Source organism: Halomonas sp. ABH4_019 (genome assembly GCF_056159885.1).
Genome location: NZ_JBSWWC010000005.1, coordinates 1 through 16,894, shown reverse-complemented (window position 1 = coordinate 16,894; position 16,894 = coordinate 1). Strand labels below are relative to the sequence as shown.

17 protein-coding genes are annotated in these 16,894 nt (G+C 70.0%); 9 read left to right on the top strand and 8 right to left on the bottom strand.

Going from position 1 to position 16,894, the window contains the following annotated elements:
* Positions 1 to 8 precede the first annotated feature (8 nt).
* Together ACXAFN_RS18145 and hemE are read right to left on the bottom strand one after the other, a co-directional pair.
* Positions 9 to 404, bottom strand: coding sequence for a VanZ family protein (locus ACXAFN_RS18145; protein ID WP_474991099.1), 396 nt, complete (start codon positions 402 to 404; stop codon positions 9 to 11).
* Positions 397 to 1,473, bottom strand: coding sequence for a uroporphyrinogen decarboxylase (gene hemE, locus ACXAFN_RS18140; protein ID WP_474991097.1), 1,077 nt, complete (start codon positions 1,471 to 1,473; stop codon positions 397 to 399). Before hemE ends, ACXAFN_RS18145 begins: the two co-directional genes overlap by 8 nt.
* A 138-nt stretch (positions 1,474 to 1,611) precedes the next feature.
* Here hemE and ribA point away from each other — a divergent pair, with 138 nt between their 5' ends.
* The 3 genes from ribA to ACXAFN_RS18125 all read left to right on the top strand — a co-directional run bounded on the left by ribA (position 1,612) and on the right by ACXAFN_RS18125 (position 3,404).
* Positions 1,612 to 2,247, top strand: coding sequence for a GTP cyclohydrolase II (ribA, locus tag ACXAFN_RS18135; protein ID WP_474991095.1), 636 nt, complete (start codon positions 1,612 to 1,614; stop codon positions 2,245 to 2,247).
* A gap of 69 nt (positions 2,248 to 2,316) precedes the next feature.
* Positions 2,317 to 2,991 carry a PAQR family membrane homeostasis protein TrhA gene (gene trhA, locus ACXAFN_RS18130; RefSeq protein WP_474991093.1) on the top strand — a complete coding sequence of 225 codons (675 nt, stop codon included), beginning with the start codon at positions 2,317 to 2,319 and terminating at the stop codon, positions 2,989 to 2,991.
* A gap of 122 nt (positions 2,992 to 3,113) precedes the next feature.
* Positions 3,114 to 3,404 (top strand): hypothetical protein, encoded by a 291-nt coding sequence (locus ACXAFN_RS18125; RefSeq protein WP_474991091.1) that lies wholly within the window; start codon positions 3,114 to 3,116, stop codon positions 3,402 to 3,404.
* Positions 3,405 to 3,476: 72 nt separating this feature from the next.
* On the opposite strand, the gene ACXAFN_RS18120 is transcribed toward ACXAFN_RS18125, so the two are convergent.
* The 5 genes from ACXAFN_RS18120 to xseB form a co-directional block, all read right to left on the bottom strand.
* Positions 3,477 to 5,030 (bottom strand): Na+/H+ antiporter NhaC family protein, encoded by a 1,554-nt coding sequence (locus ACXAFN_RS18120; RefSeq protein ID WP_474991089.1) that lies wholly within the window; start codon positions 5,028 to 5,030, stop codon positions 3,477 to 3,479.
* 256 nt (positions 5,031 to 5,286) lie between these two features.
* Positions 5,287 to 6,051 carry a co-chaperone DjlA gene (gene djlA / locus ACXAFN_RS18115; RefSeq protein ID WP_474991087.1) on the bottom strand — a complete coding sequence of 255 codons (765 nt, stop codon included), beginning with the start codon at positions 6,049 to 6,051 and terminating at the stop codon, positions 5,287 to 5,289.
* Positions 6,048 to 8,009 carry a 1-deoxy-D-xylulose-5-phosphate synthase gene (gene dxs / locus ACXAFN_RS18110; RefSeq protein ID WP_474991085.1) on the bottom strand — a complete coding sequence of 654 codons (1,962 nt, stop codon included), beginning with the start codon at positions 8,007 to 8,009 and terminating at the stop codon, positions 6,048 to 6,050. Before dxs ends, djlA begins: the two co-directional genes overlap by 4 nt.
* A gap of 37 nt (positions 8,010 to 8,046) precedes the next feature.
* Positions 8,047 to 8,934 (bottom strand): (2E,6E)-farnesyl diphosphate synthase, encoded by an 888-nt coding sequence (ispA, locus tag ACXAFN_RS18105; RefSeq protein ID WP_474991083.1) that lies wholly within the window; start codon positions 8,932 to 8,934, stop codon positions 8,047 to 8,049.
* Complete coding sequence (gene xseB / locus ACXAFN_RS18100) at positions 8,921 to 9,223, bottom strand: exodeoxyribonuclease VII small subunit (RefSeq protein ID WP_474991081.1); 303 nt, start codon at positions 9,221 to 9,223, stop codon at positions 8,921 to 8,923. The genes ispA and xseB overlap by 14 nt, the downstream gene beginning before the upstream one ends.
* A 279-nt stretch (positions 9,224 to 9,502) precedes the next feature.
* On the opposite strand from xseB, the gene serA reads away from it, so the two are divergent.
* The 5 genes from serA (at position 9,503) to bhcR (ending at position 16,130) form a co-directional block, all read left to right on the top strand.
* Positions 9,503 to 10,753, top strand: a complete 1,251-nt coding sequence (gene serA / locus ACXAFN_RS18095; RefSeq protein WP_474991079.1) for a phosphoglycerate dehydrogenase — start codon at positions 9,503 to 9,505, stop codon at positions 10,751 to 10,753.
* A 200-nt stretch (positions 10,754 to 10,953) separates the two neighbouring features.
* On the top strand, positions 10,954 to 11,928 hold the full coding sequence (gene trhO / locus ACXAFN_RS18090) for an oxygen-dependent tRNA uridine(34) hydroxylase TrhO (protein ID WP_474991077.1): 975 nt from the start codon (positions 10,954 to 10,956) through the stop codon (positions 11,926 to 11,928).
* 386 nt (positions 11,929 to 12,314) lie between these two features.
* A complete protein-coding gene (locus ACXAFN_RS18085) occupies positions 12,315 to 13,670 on the top strand; it encodes an 8-oxoguanine deaminase (RefSeq protein WP_474991075.1) in 1,356 nt (451 codons plus the stop codon).
* Between the two features lie 46 nt (positions 13,671 to 13,716).
* Complete coding sequence (locus ACXAFN_RS18080) at positions 13,717 to 15,063, top strand: uracil-xanthine permease family protein (protein WP_474991073.1); 1,347 nt, start codon at positions 13,717 to 13,719, stop codon at positions 15,061 to 15,063.
* A gap of 230 nt (positions 15,064 to 15,293) precedes the next feature.
* Positions 15,294 to 16,130, top strand: a complete 837-nt coding sequence (bhcR, locus tag ACXAFN_RS18075) for an HTH-type transcriptional regulator BhcR (protein ID WP_474991071.1) — start codon at positions 15,294 to 15,296, stop codon at positions 16,128 to 16,130.
* 61 nt (positions 16,131 to 16,191) lie between these two features.
* On the opposite strand, the gene ACXAFN_RS18070 is transcribed toward bhcR, so the two are convergent.
* Entirely contained in the window at positions 16,192 to 16,659 is a 468-nt protein-coding gene (locus tag ACXAFN_RS18070) for a MarR family winged helix-turn-helix transcriptional regulator (protein WP_474991069.1), read from the bottom strand.
* Positions 16,660 to 16,777: 118 nt separating this feature from the next.
* On the opposite strand from ACXAFN_RS18070, the gene ACXAFN_RS18065 reads away from it, so the two are divergent.
* On the top strand, positions 16,778 to 16,894 hold a 117-nt coding region (locus ACXAFN_RS18065; protein WP_474991153.1), incomplete at its 3' end, for a homogentisate 1,2-dioxygenase.

Sequence of the window (16,894 nt, the reverse complement as noted above, 5' to 3'; positions counted from 1 at the left end):
AAGGTAGCCTAAGACGACTCGCGAAGGAAGCCCCGTCGCAGGGCGGACAGCGCCAGCACACCGCCGGCCGCCCCCAGGGCGTTGGCCAGCAGGTCGGCGGGGTCGCCGCCGAGGCGCCCGGGCACCGGCAGCTGGGCGAACTCGATCGCCGCGCCGAGTGCCACGGTGGCGACGAAGGCCAACGGCAGTCGCAGCCCCGCGAGCCCGGACAGGCCAGCCAGGACGGCATAGCCGAGGAAGTGGCTGGCCTTGTCCCAGGGCAACGCACGGGGCAGCGCCTCGCCGGGGATCAGGCTGCCCCAGGCGAGGACCAAGGCGGCGACCGCCGCCAGCGCGGCCCACAGGCGGCGCCGGTCGTGCCAGCGCCGGAGCCGTTGCCGTGGTCGGCCCCCGGGGTCAGTCATGGGCGATGCGCTGATGATAGGCCGGGCTCAACTCGTGCAGGGCCTCCATGAAGGCGCTGACCCGATCCGGGTCGGTGAACTGGCTGATGCCGTGGCCCAGGTTGAAGACGTGGCCCGGCCCTTCGCCATAGCTGTCGAGGATCCGCGCCACCTCGGCGCGGATCGCCGAGGGGCGAGCGAACAGCACGTTGGGATCCAGATTGCCCTGCAGGGCGACCCGATGGCCGACCCGGGCCCGGGCACCGGACAGTTCAGTGCTCCAGTCGAGGCCCAGGGCATCGGCGCCGGTCGCCGCCAGGTCCTCGAGCCATTGGCCGCCGTTCTTGGTGAACAGGATCACCGGCACCCGACGGCCCTCGTGTTCGCGGATCAACCCGGCGACGATCTGCTCCATGTAGCGCAGCGAGAACTCCAGGTAGGCCGGGGTGGACAGCGCCCCACCCCAGGTGTCGAAGATCTGCACGGCCTGGGCGCCGGCACGGATCTGGGCGTTGAGGTAGTCGGTCACCGCCTGGGCCAGGGTCTCGAGCAGCCGATGCATGGTATCCGGGGTGTCGTAGAGCATCGCCTTGACGTGGCGGAAGTCCTTGCTCGAGGCGCCCTCCACCATGTAAGTGGCGAGCGTCCAGGGGCTGCCGGAGAAGCCGATCAGCGGCACCCGGCCGTTGAGCTCGCCGCGGATGGTCGAGACGGCGTTCATCACGTAGTCGAGGTCGCGCTCGGCGTCGGGCACGCGGAGCGCCTCCACGGCCTCGGCGCTGCGTACCGGCTTGCGAAACTTGGGCCCCTCGCCGGTCTCGAAGTACAGCCCCAGGCCCATGGCGTCGGGGATGGTGAGGATGTCCGAGAACAGGATGGCGGCGTCCAGCGGGTAGCGCTCCAGCGGCTGCAGGGTGACCTCGCAGGCGCGATCCCGATCGCGACACAGGTCCATGAAGCTGCCGGCCTGGCCGCGCACCTCGCGGTATTCCGGCAGGTAGCGGCCGGCCTGGCGCATCATCCACACCGGCGTGCGGTCCACGGGCTGCCGCCCCAGGGCGCGCAGAAGGCGATCGTTCTTGAGTTCCATGCGCTCACTCATCCACGGGAAATGTGGGCCACAGTGTACCCCATCGCCGGGTCACGGGCTGCTCGTGAGCCCGTCGTCGTCCTGATAGAATGCGGGCATATCCATCGGCCACGCCATGGTCATGCATCGAGGTACATCGTGACGATCCGCTATATCGCCGCCTCCCGGCTGCCCACCCCCTGGGCCACCTTCACCATGCACGGCTTCGAGGACGAGGCCACCGGCAAGGACCACATCGCCCTGAGTCTGGGCGAGATCGGCGACGGCGCGCCGGTACTCGGCCGCGTGCACTCCGAGTGCCTGACCGGCGACGCCCTGTTCTCCATGCGCTGCGACTGCGGCTACCAGCTCCAGGAAGCACTCAAGCGCATCGCCGAGGAGGGCCGCGGGGTGCTGCTCTACCTGCGCCAGGAGGGCCGGGGCATCGGCCTGCTCAACAAGATCCGCGCCTACCACCTGCAGGACCAGGGCGCCGACACCGTGGAGGCCAACGAGCAGCTCGGCTTCGCCGCCGACCTGCGCCGCTACGACCTCTGCCTGCCGATGCTGGAGCACCTGGGCATCGGCGCGCTCCGACTGATGACCAACAACCCGCGCAAGGTCGATGCGCTGACCCGGGCCGGCGTCGAGATCAGCGAGCGGGTGGGCCTGACAACCGGGCTGAACCCCCATAACGAGCACTATCTCTCCACCAAGGCCGGCAAGCTCGGCCACATGATGGCGCTGGGCGACTTCACCCAGGCCGGCGACGTGGATATCGAGCGCAAGCCGTAATTTCCCGGGGTCCTGGGCCGGGAACCTCCGCTTCGATGCCGGCGTCGAAGGACAAAGGAGGAACTCGGCATGTCTCGGCCCTCCGCCCCTCGTGGCGACCCGGACTACTCGCTCCTCGAGGAGCTGCTGCACAGCGTCAGCCATGGCGTGGGAGCCTTGTTGAGCGTCGCCGGCATGGTGGCCCTGATCGCCATCAGCAGCCGCGACCTGTCGGTCAGCCCCCACAAGGTCGCCGCCGTTTCCCTCTACGGCGCCACTCTGGTGCTGCTCTACACCGCCTCCACCCTCTACCACGGCACGCGACACCCCCGCCTCAAGCGCGCCTTCCGGCTCCTCGACCACTGCGCGATCTACGCCTTGATCGCCGGTACCTACACGCCCTTCCTGATGGTCAACCTGCAGGGTTCCCTCGGCGAGCCGCTACTGGCGGTGATCTGGGCCCTGGCCGTGGGCGGGATCACCCTCAAGCTGTGGCGCCCCTGGACACTGGGCGGCCTGCACATGGCCATCTACCTGCTGATGGGCTGGCTGATCCTGGTCGCCGCCGGTGAGCTCGACGGCGCCCTGTCGCTGAACGGGATCGCCCTGCTGGTCGCCGGCGGCCTGACCTACTCCCTGGGCCTGGTGTTCTTCCTCGCCCACGCCATGCCCTTCAATCACGCCGCCTGGCACCTGTGCGTGATGGGCGGCAGCGCCTGCCACTACGCCGCCGTGGTCACCGAGGTACTGCCCTACCCGGGCTGAGACGCTGGCCCGACCGGGACATAGCCAGGCGTTATCGGCGCCATAGCACTGCTCGCCTTGGCTAATTGTTAGCTAGCTATTATTATAGGCGCTATCAAACACGCCAGACCAAGGAGCCTCAGATGAAACTCAAGCTGATCACCGCCAGCCTGCTGCTCGCCGCCCTGCCCCTGGCCGCCCAGGCCGACCCGGCCACGGAGCGCGCCCTCGAGCTCAACCAGGCGCCGCTGTCCTCCGCCTCTGCACCCGCAGGCACCGCAGACGACAACGCCTCCCTCGAGTCACGGACGGACTGGGGCGGCAGCGAGGCCATGGCCCAGGCGCGGCTGCGCCTGAATGCCCACTCCCGGGCGACACGGATCGCCGCCAGCGACGACGCCATCGAGCTGGCCCGCCAGGCCACCACCGGCTGAGGCCGACGGCCCGTCCCCCAACGCAAGGCGCCCCCGGCATGGCCGGGGGCGCCTCTGGTTCTGGCGGGGCGCTCAGGACTGCCGCAGCGCCGACCGCTCGGCCGGCGCGCCCCACCAGCGGCGCAGTATCAGGGCCGTGGCCACCAGCACGACGGCGCCGGAAGCGCCGCCGATCAGGGCGCTGCCGGACAGGCCGGCGACGAAGAACGCCAGGATGCCGGCCAGGCCCGCGGTGACCGCATAGGGCAGCTGGGTGCGCACGTGATCGATGTGGTCGCAGGACGAGCCCGCCGAGGACAGGATGGTGGTGTCCGAGATCGGCGAGCAGTGGTCGCCGAAGATGCCGCCGCTGAGCACCGCCGCGATGGCCAGCGCCAGCGGCAGGTCCATGGCCACCGCCACCGGCATGGCGATGGGGATCAGGATGGCGAAGGTGCCATAGGAGGTGCCGGTGGTGAAGGCCACCAGGGCGCCGATCAGGAACAGCAGTACCGGCACCAGGCTGGGCGCGAGGCTGGCCTCGGCCAGGGTCACCAGATAGTCGGCGGTGCCGAGCTCGGTGGTCACGCTGCCGATCGACCAGGCCAGGGTGAGGATGATGTAGACCAGGGTCATGCTCTTGATGCCGTCGACCACGATCTCCATGGCCTCGCGGAAGTCGAACAGCTTCTGCGCCATGCCCATGGCGAGCCCCACGGCCACCGCCACGAAGGTGGCGATCAGGATCGACTGGCCGCCGTCGGCCTCGCCCACCGCGGTGACCAGGTCGTTCTCGGGGAAGTTGCCGGTCCACAGGAACAGCGGCGGGATCATGCCCACCAGCACGCCGATCGGCACCAGCATGTTGCGCTTGCGGGCCTGGTGCTCCGGCACCGTGGCCATCTCCTCGACCTCGTGGCCGGAGGGCGGGTTGGCGCCCTCGGCCATCACCTCGCCGGTGGTCCGGGCCCGCGCCTCGGCCCGGGCCATGGGGCCGAAATCCCCCTGGGTAACGACCAGGAAGACGATCAGCCCCAGCGCCAGCCAGGCGTAGAAGTTGAGCGGAATCGACGACAGGTAGATCAGGTACTCGGAGCCGTCGATGTCCATGGTCGCAAGCTGGGTGCCGATCAGGCCCATCACGAACACCACCCAGGTGGAGACCGGGCCCAGCAGGCACATCGGCGCCGAGGTGGAATCGACGATGTAGGCCAGCTTCTCCCGGGAGACACGCATACGATCGGTGATCGGGCGCATCACGCTGCCCACGGTCAGGGCATTGAAGTAGTCCTCGAAGAAGATCAGCACCCCGAGCCCCAGGGTCGCGCCCTGGGCGCCGCGCCGGGAGGCCACCCGGGCGGAGATCGAGCGGGCGATGGCCTGGGCGCCGCCGGTGCGCTGCAGCACGCCGATCAGCACGCCGAACAGGCCGCAGTAGATCAGCACCGTGACGCTCCACTCGTCGCCGACGCTGGGGATGATGAAGTCGCCGAAGCTCGCATAGAGGCCGGCCGCGGGGTTGCCCCCGGCCAGCATGGTGGCGCCCAGCCAGACGCCGCAGAACAGCGCCGGAATGACGTTGCGCGTCGCCAGCGCCAGCACGATGGCCAGCACGGGCGGCAGCAGGGAAAAGGCTCCGAATGACATCAGGGGAATCTCCAGATAATTCTTGTCGGTCACCGCCGGCGCACCGGGGGCTCCGCATCGCCGTTACCCGGCGCCTCGCAAGCGGCCACGGCGGAGAGCAGCCGGGCATCCTAGGCGCCCCGGGACGCTCCGGCAAGGGCGATGTCACATCCCCACAAGCCGCGGCCGGAATGCCGCAAGCGCCGCGTGGCGGCGCCTGAAGGAAAATCTCTGGAAATTCAGAAAGTAAGGGAGTCGCCTCGGCGACCACTCGGCATCAGGCCGCGGCGGCGCGGGCCTTGCGGATGCGCTCGTAGGCGTTGCCGATCTCGCTGGTGCGCTCCTTGGCGACCTCGCGCATGCTCTCCGGCATGCCCTTGGCGGCGAGCTTGTCGGGGTGGTTCTCGCTCATCAGCCGCCGATAGGCCTTCTTGATCTCGGCGTCGCTGGCCTCGGGCTCGACGCCCAGCACCTGGTAGGCGTCCTCCAGGGTGGGCCCCTCCGTGCCCGCCGCCTCGGGGCCGCCGCGCAGCATCGCCTCGATCTGGGCGATCTCGGCCTCGGAACAGCCCAGCCCGCGCATGACCCGCATCAGCATCTCCTGCTCGGCGGGATGCAGCTGGCCATCGGCGGCGATCGCCGCCAGCTGAACCTGCAGGAACACCTGGCGCAGGGCCGGCTGGGCACCGACGATCTGACGTACCTTGACCAGCTCGGCGTCCAGGTCGAAGTCCGGGCTCTTGCCACGGGTGAAGTCGGCCCGCGCCTTGGCGCGCTGGGCCTCGCCGAGGCGCAGCCGGTCCCACAGCTTGCGCGAGGCCTCCAGCTCATCCTCGGAGACCCGGCCATCGGCCTTGCACAGGCAGCCCATGACCGCGAAGGTCGACTCGAGGAACTGCGCCTGGATCCCGGCCAGCCGGCCCAGCATGCTCTTGCGCAGGCGCCGCACCAGCCAGTAGCCGAGGCCGCCGCCGATCAGCAGCCCCAGGGGGCCACCGATCCACAGCCCCAGCAGGGCACCGATCAACACGGCCATCATCATGGCGTCTCTCCCTGTTGCGTGGCGGGGTCATCGCCCAGCCGGCGACGGATGGCGGCCTCGATGCCCTCGGCGTCGAGGCCGCACTCGGTCAACAGCTCCGCCGGCTTGCCGTGCTCGACGAAGACATCGGGCAGGCCGAGCTGCAGCAACGCGGCGGCACGGCCCTCGGCGGCCAGCAGCTCGCCCACGGCGCTGCCGGCGCCGCCGGCCACCACGTTCTCCTCCAGGGTCACCAGCAGGTCGTGGTCGGCGGCCGCGGCCAGCACCGCCTCGCGGTCCAGCGGCTTGACCGAGCGCATGTTCAGGTGGGTGGCGTCGAGTCGCTCGGCCACCTCGGCGGCCGGGCCATTGAGGCTGCCGAAGGCCAGCAGGGCGACCCTCGAGCCCTCGCCGCCGGCCCGGCGGCGCAGCTGCGCCTCGCCGATGACCAGCGGCTCCAGGTGCCCGGGCATCTCGGCGCCCGGCCCGGTGCCGCGCGGATAGCGCACCGCGGCGGGCCCGGGATGATGATAGGCGGCGCTGAGCATGGCCCGGCACTCGGCCTCGTCGGCCGGCGCCAGCACCACCATGCCCGGCACGCAGCGCAGGTAGGAGAGGTCCAGGGCGCCGTGGTGGGTGGGGCCGTCCTCGCCGACCAGGCCGGCCCGGTCGATGGCGAAGGTCACGTCCAGCGCCTGCACCGCCACGTCGTGGATCAGCTGGTCGTAGCCACGCTGCAGGAAGGTGGAGTAGATCGCCACCACCGGCTTCATGGCCTCGCAGGCCAGGCCGGCGGCCAGGGTCACGGCGTGCTGCTCGGCGATCGCCACGTCGTAGTAGCGCTCGGGATATTCCTGGGAGAAGCGGATCAGGTCCGAGCCCTCGCGCATCGCCGGGGTGATGCCGATCAACCGCTCGTCCACCGCCGCCATGTCGCACAGCCAGTCGCCGAAGACGTTGCAATACTTGCGTTTCTTCGGGGCGGGAGCCGGGTTGGCGGGCTTGAGCGGCGGCGGGGTATCGCCGTTCTTTTCCGGCTCGTTCTTTTCCAGCTTGGTGATCGCATGGTAGCCGATGGGATCGGCCTCGGCGGGCAGGAAGCCGCGCCCCTTGCGGGTCTTCACGTGGAGGAACTGCGGCCCCTCCAGGTCGCGCATGTTGCGCAGCGTCTGGGTCAGGGTCGCCAGGTCGTGGCCGTCGATGGGGCCGATGTAGTTGAAGCCCATCTCCTCGAACAGCGTGGCCGGGCTGACCATGCCCTTCATGTGCTCCTCGGTGCGCCGCGCCAGCTCCAGCGCCCCCGGCAGGTGCGAGAGCACCTTCTTGCCGCCCTCGCGCATGCTGGTGTAGGGCTTGCTGGCCAGGATCCGCGCCAGGTAGCTGGCGATGCCGCCGACGTTCTCGGAGATCGACATCTCGTTGTCGTTGAGCACCACCAGCAGGTTGGCGTCCACGTGGCCGGCGTGGGCCAGGGCCTCGAAGGCCATGCCCGCGGTCAGCGCGCCGTCGCCGATCACCGCGCAGGCGCGGCGCTGCTCGCCGCGGGTGCGGGCGGCCAGCGCCATGCCCAGGGCCGCGGAGATCGAGGTGCTGGAGTGGCCGACGCCGAAGGTGTCGTACTGCGACTCGGCGCGCCGCGGGAAGGCCGCCAGGCCGCCGTACTGGCGGATGCCGGTCATCGCCTCGCGGCGCCCGGTGAGGATCTTGTGGGGGTAGGCCTGGTGGCCGACGTCCCACACCAGGCGGTCGTGGGGCGTCTCCAGGGCATGGTGCAACGCCACGGTGAGTTCCACGACGCCGAGGCCGGCACCGAAATGGCCACCCGAGACGCCCACGCTGTAGAGCAGGTGGGCGCGCAGCTCGTCGGCCAGTTGGGCGAGCTGGGCATCGTCCATGGCCCGCAGGGCGGCCGGCGTCTCCAGGGTGTCGAGCAGCGGCGTCGCCGGACGCTCGACCGGAATGTCATCGAACAGCTTCATGAAGGCTCTATCTGTCAGGGAAGCCGGCAGGGCCTCCTCAGTGGTCACGCTCGATCATGTATCGGGCCAGTGCGGCCAGGGGCGAGGCGGCCTCGCCCAGCGGCGCCAGCGCCGTCACGCCCTCGTCGACCAGCTCGGCGGCCCGGGCCCGCGCGCCCTCCAGCCCCAGCAGGCTGGGATAGGTGGGCTTGTCGCGGGCCGCATCGGCTCCCGAGGCCTTGCCCAGGGTGGCGGTATCGCCGGTCACGTCGAGGACGTCGTCGTGGACCTGGAAGGCCAGGCCGATGGCCTCGGCATAGCGCTCAAGGGCCGCCAGCCGCGGGTCGTCCTCGGCCACCGCGACCAGCCCGCCGAGGCGCACCGCGGCGCGGATCAGCGCGCCGGTCTTGTGGCGATGCATGGTGGCCAGCGCCGTCACGTCAGGGTGGCCGCCCACCGCGGCCAGGTCCAGCGCTTGTCCCGCCACCATGCCGTCGCGCCCGGCGGCGCGGGCCAGGGAGGCGATCATCGCCGGCAGCCGCGGATGGGCGGTCTCGGCCAGCACCTCGAAGGCCAGGGCCTGGAGGGCGTCGCCGGCCAGTATCGCCGTGGCCTCGTCATAGGCCCGGTGCACCGTGGGCTGGCCGCGGCGCAGGTCGTCGTCGTCCATGGCCGGCAGGTCGTCGTGGACCAGCGAGTAGGCATGGATCAGTTCCAGGGCCGCTGCCGGGGCGTCCAGGGCCGCCTCGTCGGCGCCCAGGGCGCGGCCGGCGGCATACACCAGCACCGGCCGCAGCCGCTTGCCGCCCACCAGCACGCCGTGGCGCATCGCCGCCTCGAGGCGCGGCGCCGGCGCCGGGCGCTCGGCGAAGAGCCGCTCCAGGCGGGCATCGGCCCGCGCCCGATCGGCGGCCAGTCGCGCCGCCAGGCTGTCAGCGTTCACCATCGTCCTCCGCGGGCGGAGCGAAGGGCCGCAGGTCCATGCCGCCGTCTTCGCCTTCGGTCAGGGTGCGCACCTTGAGTTCGGCCGCGTCGAGGCGGCACTGGGCGTCGCGGGTCAGGCGCACGCCCTGTTCGAAGGCCTCGAGCGAGCCCTCCAAGGTCAATTCGCCGGATTCCAGCCGCTCCACCAGCGCCTCCAGGCGCTCGACGGTCGCGGCGAAGTCCGCCGGCTCGGCCTCGTCCCGGGGCCCGGTATCCGCTTCCCCGGGGGGGCGGCGATGCTGTTCCGCCATGGCTTTCCTCGTCGGTCGCTCCCACCATGAGGGCGACAGTATACACGCTCCCCCCGGGGGGTCGTCTGCCCCGCCCGGATGGCCGGCAGCGCCGGCGTCATCATGCAGGCGCCTCATGTCGGCAGCGCAGCATTTTCATCTCGCCGCGGCAGCGCTGTGGTAGCATATGGGGCCTCATTTCGAGCCGGCACCGGCCAAGGCCTCCGCGACCTGGCGGGTTCCATCGCTCCCCCACCTGAACCGCAAGCGGCGCACACCTAAGAAGGGGTTGATTCGACCATGGCCAAGACGTCCCTGGACAAGAGCAAGATCAAGATCCTGCTGCTCGAGGGCATCCACCAGAGCGCGGTGGATAACTTACTCAACGCCGGGTACACCAACATCGAGCACCTGCCGACCTCGATGGACGAGGAAACGCTGATCGAGAAGATTCGCGACGTCCACTTCATCGGCATCCGTTCCCGGACCCAGCTCAACGAGCGCGTCTTCGACGCCGCCGAGAAGCTGGTGGCCGTGGGCTGCTTCTGCATCGGCACCAACCAGGTCGACCTGGACGCGGCGCTGGCGCGCGGCATCCCGGTGTTCAACGCGCCCTACTCCAACACCCGCTCGGTGGCCGAGCTGGTGCTGGCCGAATCGATCATGCTGCTGCGCGGCATCCCCGAGAAGAGCACTCGTGCCCACCAGGGCGGCTGGCTGAAGTCGGCCAAGAACTCCCACGAGGCCCGTGGCAAGACCCTGGGCATCGTCGGCTACGGCAGCATCGGCGCCCAGCTCTCGGTGCTCGCCGAGTCGCTCGGCTTCGACGTCATCTACTACGACGTGGTCACCAAGCTGGGCATGGGCAACGCCCGCCAGGTGGGCAGCCTCGAGGAGCTGCTGGCCCGCGCCGACATCGTCAGCCTGCACGTGCCGGACCTGCCCTCCACTCGCTGGATGATCGGCGAGGAGCAGATCGCGCTGATGAAGCCGGGCAGCATCCTGATCAACGCCTCCCGCGGCAGCGTGGTGGTCATCGAGGCGCTGGCCGAGGCCCTCGAGGCCGGCCGCCTCAACGGCGCCGCGGTGGACGTCTTCCCGGTGGAGCCCAAGGGCAACAACGAGGAGTTCGTCAGCCCGCTGCGCGGCCTGGCCAACGTCATCCTCACCCCGCACATCGGCGGCTCCACCCTCGAGGCCCAGGAGAACATCGGCATCGAGGTCTCCGAGAAGCTGGTCACCTACTCCGACAACGGCACCACCATCACCTCGGTCAACTTCCCCGAGGTGGCGCTGCCGGCCCACCCGGGCAAGCATCGCCTGCTGCATATCCACGACAACGTGCCGGGCGTGATGTCCGAGATCAACAAGGTGCTGTCCGAGAACGACATCAACATCCTCGGCCAGTACCTGCAGACCAACGAACGCATCGGCTACGTGGTCATCGACGTCGACAAGGACTATGGCCCCCAGGCCCTGGAGGCACTGAGCCGGGTCGCCCACACCAAGCGGGTGCGGGTGCTCTACTCCGAGTCCAGCTACGAGGGCTGAGGCCCGACGCCCCGTCCGACCGCGCCTCGGCTTTCATACCGGGGCGCCGGTCGTGATCACCGCCCCTGTGCACCGGCATCCGGGATGTCGCCATCCCCGGCGCTGGTGCAGAATATACGCTCATGTGGCCGTCCGCCCACGGATGGCGCCAGACTCTCGCCCGGTCCGTCCTTTGCGAGGACGACAACCAGGAGATATCGATGACCCCCTCCCCGACGCCACCGATCGTCGTCGCGGCGCTCTACAAGTTCGTCACCCTGGACGACTTCGAGGCCCTGCGCGAACCACTGCGCCAGACCATGCTCGACCACCAGGTCAAGGGCACCCTGCTGCTCGCCCGCGAGGGCCTCAACGGCACCGTGGCCGGCCCCCGTGCCGGTATCGACGCGCTGCTGGCCTGGCTTGCCGAGGATCCGCGGCTGGCCGATATCGACCACAAGGAATCCTACTGCGACGCGCCGCCCTTCTACCGCACCAAGGTCAAGCTGAAGCGTGAGATCGTCACCCTGGGCGTCGAGGGCATCGACCCCAACGACCGGGTCGGCACCTACGTGGAGCCTCGGGACTGGAACACGCTGATCGCCGACCCCGAGGTACTGGTGATCGACACCCGCAACGACTACGAGGTGGCCATCGGCTCCTTCGAGGGCGCCATCGATCCCGAGACCAAGTCGTTCCGCGAGTTTCCCGACCATGTGCGCCGGCACTACGACCCGACCCGGCACAAGAAGGTGGCGATGTTCTGCACCGGCGGCATCCGCTGCGAGAAGGCCTCGAGCTTCATGCTCGGCGAGGGCTTCGAGGAGGTCTACCACCTCAAGGGCGGCGTGCTCAATTACCTGGAGCAGGTCCCCGAGGAGGAGTCGTTGTGGCGGGGCCAGTGCTTCGTTTTCGACAACCGGGTCACGGTACGCCACGACCTCAGCGAGGGCGAGTACGACCAGTGCCACGCCTGCCGAATGCCGATCTCCGCCGACGACCAGCGCTCCGAGCGTTACGAGCCCGGCGTCAGTTGCCCCCACTGCTGGGACTCGCTCCCGGAGAAGACCCGGGCCGCGGCCCGCGAGCGCCAGCACCAGATCGCCCTGGCCAGGGAGCGCGGCGAGCCCCACCCCATCGGCCGTGATCCGCGCACGATGAAGGGCGCCTCCGAACGCCGGGAAGGCACCGAATAAGGCCTGTGCGGGCGAATCGCCAGGTGGCACGGCGCTCGAAGCCGTCGCGACTCCCCACGTCCTGACCGCGGCGCCCGTGCGCCTCGTGCACTCCGCTCGCCATCGCGGCGCTCCCGTGCGCCGCGATGGCCGCCGCCTGGCGGCTCCTGCCCCCTACTCGCCACCCCATCGCCATGAGAAGCTCGGGCCTCGCGCCGGGAGCCTGGAACGCCCCTCTTGACAGTCGCGCAAAACCCTCGCACTTTGTACACAATCCTTGATTCATCCACGACACAGCGTCGTACACAACACTACAAAGGCACCTGAACCAAGGCTCCGGTCCTGGCCAGACTTGGGTAACCCTTTGTCCACCATGCCGCCCACGGCGGCCTTTCGGGAGGACAATCATGACCGAGAACGCACAGACCCTGTGGATCCGCCACCCCCGCGCCTGCAGCGACCCCGGCGCCGCCGGTGGCGTGGTGGTGCGCGGCGAGCGCATCGTCGAGGCGGTGCCGGCGGGCGCCGCGCCCGACACCCCGGTCGACGCGACCTTCGACGCCTCGGATCACGTGCTGCTGCCGGGCCTGGTCAATACCCATCACCACTTCTACCAGACCCTGACGCGTGCCTATTCACCGGCGCTGAACAAGGAACTCTTTCCCTGGCTGACCACCCTCTACGACGTCTGGGCCCACCTCGACGAGTCGCAGCTGGCGGTGGCCAGCGAGCTGGCCATGGTCGAGCTGTTGATGAGCGGCTGCACCACCGTGGCCGACCATCACTACGTGTTCTCCGGAGCGCTCGCCCAGGCCATCGATGTCCAGGTGGAAACCGCCCAGCGCCTCGGCGTGCGCGCCGCCCTGACCCGCGGCTCGATGAGCGTGGGCCGCGATAGCGGCGGCCTGCCGCCGCAGTCGGTGGTGCAGGACGAGGCCACCATCCTCGACGAGAGCGCGCGGCTGATCGATGCCTATCACCAGCGCGGCGCCGGCGCCATGACCACCATCGCCCTGGCGCCCTGCTCGCCGTTCTCGGTGAGCCGCGAGCTGATGCAGGACAGCGCGCGGCTGGCCGAGGCCAAGGACGTGCGCCTGCATACCCACCTGGCCGAGACCGAGGACGAGACCGCCTACTGCGAGCGGCTGTTCGGCATGCGCCCGCTGGACTACCTGGAGGCCACCGGCTGGCTGTCCGCTCGCACCTGGCTGGCCCACGGCATCCACTTCAATGACGAGGAGGTCGCCCGGCTCGGCGCCGCGGGCACCGGCATCGCCCACTGCCCATCGTCGAACATGGTGCTGGGCTCGGGGCTGTGCCGCACCCTGGAGCTGGAAGCCGCCGGCTGCCCGGTGGGCCTGGCGGTGGACGGCTCCGCCTCCAACGACCATTCCAACCTCGCCGAGGAGATGCGCCAGGCGCTGCTGCTGGGGCGGCTGCGCTATGCCCCGAGCCGGATCACCCACGACGACGTCATCCGCTGGGCGACCCACGGCTCGGCCGGCTGCCTGGGCCGCGACGACATCGGCGGCCTGGCCCCTGGCCAGCAGGCCGACCTGGCGCTGTTCCGCCTCGACGAGCCGCGCTTTTCCGGCGCGGAGAACCCCATCGCCGCCCTGCTGCTGTGTGGCGCCCACCGGGCCGACCGGGTGATGGTCGCCGGGCAGTGGCGGGTGACCGAGGGCCGGCCGGTCGGCGTCGATCTCGACGCCCTGCTGGCCCGCCATGATCAGGCCGCCCGGGCGCTGCGCAGCGCCGTCTGAGGGGCAATACACGGGTTTCCAACAACGACAACAGGAGAGACCACCCATGTCGACACCCGACACCGCCACCGGGGCCAACCCGCCGAAGGTGCGCAGTACCCACGACGTCAACGCCATGCCGCCCCTGGGGCGGGCGATTCCGTTGGGGCTTCAGCACGTGCTGGCGATGTTCGTCGGCAACGTGACCGTGCCGATCATCATCGCCGGCGCCGCCGACCTCCCGGAGGACCAGACCGCCTTCATGATCCAGGCGGCGATGTTCGTGGCCGGCATCGCCACCCTGGTGCAGTCGCTGGGCCTCGGCCCGATCGGCGCCCGGCTGCCGATCGTCATGGGCACCAGCTTCGGCTTCGTGCCGGTGCTGATCCCCATCGCCGTGGGCATGGGGCTGCCGGCGGCGCTCGGCGCGGCCCTGTGCGGCGGCGTCGCCATGGCTTTGGTGGGGCTCTTCCTGCCCTGGTTCCGCTTCCTGTTCCCGCCGGTGGTCACCGGCAGCTTCGTGATCATGCTCGGTACCCTGCTGATGCCGGTGGGCTTCGCCTACGCCGGCGGCGGCTTCGGCGCCGAGGATTTCGGCGCGCTGCACAACATCCTGCTGGCCGCCCTGGTGCTGCTGGTCACCCTGGGCCTGCACCAGTTCGGCCGCGGCATCTGGTCCGAGGCCGCCCCGCTGGTCGGGCTGGTCGTCGGCTACTTCACCGCCATGGCCTTCGGCCTGGTGGATTTCGGCCAGATCGTCTCCGCCGACTGGGTCTCGCTGCCCATGCCGCTGACCATCGGCCTGGAGTTCCACCTGGCCGCCATCATCCCGGTGGTGCTGCTGGCCGTGGTGACCTGCGCCGAGTCGATCGGCGACATCGTCGGCACCACCGCCGGCGGCATGGACCGCGAACCCACCCACAAGGAACTCTCCGGCGGGGTGATGGCCGACGGCCTGGCCAGCGTGTTCGCCGCCATCTTCAACGCCTTCCCGCAGATCAGCTTCAGCCAGAACGTCGGCATGGTCGCGCTCACCGGCGTGGTCAGCCGCTTCGTGGTGGCCATCGGCGGCGGTTTCCTGCTGCTGGCCGGCCTGCTGCCCAAGCTGGGCGGGCTGATCTCGAGCATCCCCAATGCCGTGCTGGGCGGCGCCGTGCTGATCATGTTCGGCATGATCGCCAGCGCCGGCATCAAGATGCTCTCCCATATCGACTTCAACAAGCGCAACATGGTGATCATCGGCGTGTCGCTGTCGGCGGCCATCGGCCTGCCCGCCCAGGAGGGCCTCTACGCCGGCCTCGCCGAGAACGTCAGGGCGATCATCGAGTCCGGCCTGATCCCCGGCGCGCTGTGCGCGATCATCCTCAACCTGGTGCTGCCCAAGCGCGATCGCGCCTTCCGCGACGACGTCTGACCCTCCCACGGCCGCCCCGCCCGGGGCGGCCCCTGGCCTTTCTCTCCCCGCGAATACCGCCACGCCGACGCCCGACCCTCCCACGCCGGCCTACCGGCCATCCCCTCGCACCCCGACCCGATACCGGCCGCGCTTCGACCAAGGATGGAAACCATTTCCGCAGGCGAGACAGGCCGTGCCCGAGAGGGTATGCTGGGCATTCCAGAGCAGCCGCAGCAGGAGACCAGGCAGTGAGTGAAGGCAAGCGCAGAACGGCGGGACGACCGGCATCGGGCAAGACCAGCGGCGGCCACAGCCAGTCTCTGGTGCGCGGGCTCAACCTGCTGGAGCGGCTGGCGGGCAGCCCCGGTGGCCTGGCGCTGTCGGAGATCGCCGAACAGGCGGACCTCGCCCCCTCGACGACCCACCGGCTGCTCCAGGCCCTGCAGAGCCAGGGCTACGTCACCCAGGACAACGAGCTCGGGATGTGGAAGATCGACGTCAAGACCTTCCGCATCGGCAACAGCTTCCTCGAGGCCCGCGACTTCGTGGCCACCAGCCGCCCCTTCCTGCGCCGACTGACCGCCCAGACCGGCGAGACCGCCAACCTCGGCGTGCGCGACGGCAGCACCGCGGTGTTCCTGGCCCAGAGCGAATCGCCACAGATGATGCGCATGATCACTCGTCTGGGCTCTCGGGCGCCGCTGCATGCCTCCGGCGTCGGCAAGGCGCTGATGGCCTGGCTGCCCGACGACGAACTCGAGCGGGTGCTCGACGAGCGCGGCCTGGCGCGAGTGACCACCAACACCATCCACGATCCCATCGCGCTGCGCGAGAGCCTGGCCGAGATCCGTCGCCAGGGCTACGCCTGCGATCGCGAGGAGCATGCCATCGGCCTGCACTGCGTGGCCGCCTGCATCCACGACGAGCAGGGCATTCCGCTGGCCGCCATCTCGGTGTCCGGCCCCATGGCGCGGATTCCCGAGGAGCGCCTCACCGAGCTCGGCGAGCAGGTCCGCGACGCCGCCGAGGAGATCACCGCCCGGCTGGGCGGCCGGATCCCCGCCCACGACGAGGCCCTGGCCTGACCCGGGCCCGGCACTTCCGCCGGGCCCCTCTCTTCACGCCCCTCTCCTCACGCCTCTCTTCTCACTCCCCTTCCAGCCGCCCCAACTGCCCCTCCAGCTTGCTCATCAGCTCGAGCAGCTGGCGATACTCCTCCACCGACAGCGGCGCGACCAGTTCCGCCTCCCAGTCCCGCGCCTCGGGAATCAGCTCTTCCAGCAGCGCCAGTCCCGCCTCGGTGAGCCGCAGTTCATGGCGACGCTGGTCTTCCGGCGACGGCCGCCGCCGGACCAGCCCTCGCTCCTCCAGCGCCTGCACCGCCCGTGAGACCCGCGCCTTGTCCATGCGGGTGGCCTCGCGAATCTGCTTGGCGGTCAACTGCTCGCGGTGATGCAGCCAGGCCAGCACCCGCCACTGGGCCACGGTCAGGTCGTGGCGCGTCTCGTAGAGGCGCGCCAGGGCCTGGCTGATGCGATCGGCCAGGCTGTTGAGGCGATAGGGCAGGAAGCGGTCGAGATCGAAGCGCGTCGCGCTGGCATCGTCGGGGCTCATGGGCATCGCTCTGTGGGTCCGGTCATGAAGGGCCGGAAAATGGTTGCACATGAAACCATCAGGGTCTAGCCTGGCTATAGTTTCACTTGAAACCATTTCGCCCACGAGGTCGTCCAGAATGACAACATCGCTCGACTATCAGCCGGGCTTCCGGAACCATGTCGCCACCGAGGCCATGCCGGGCGCGCTGCCCGAGGGCCAGAACTCGCCCCAGCGCTGCCCCTACGGCCTCTAC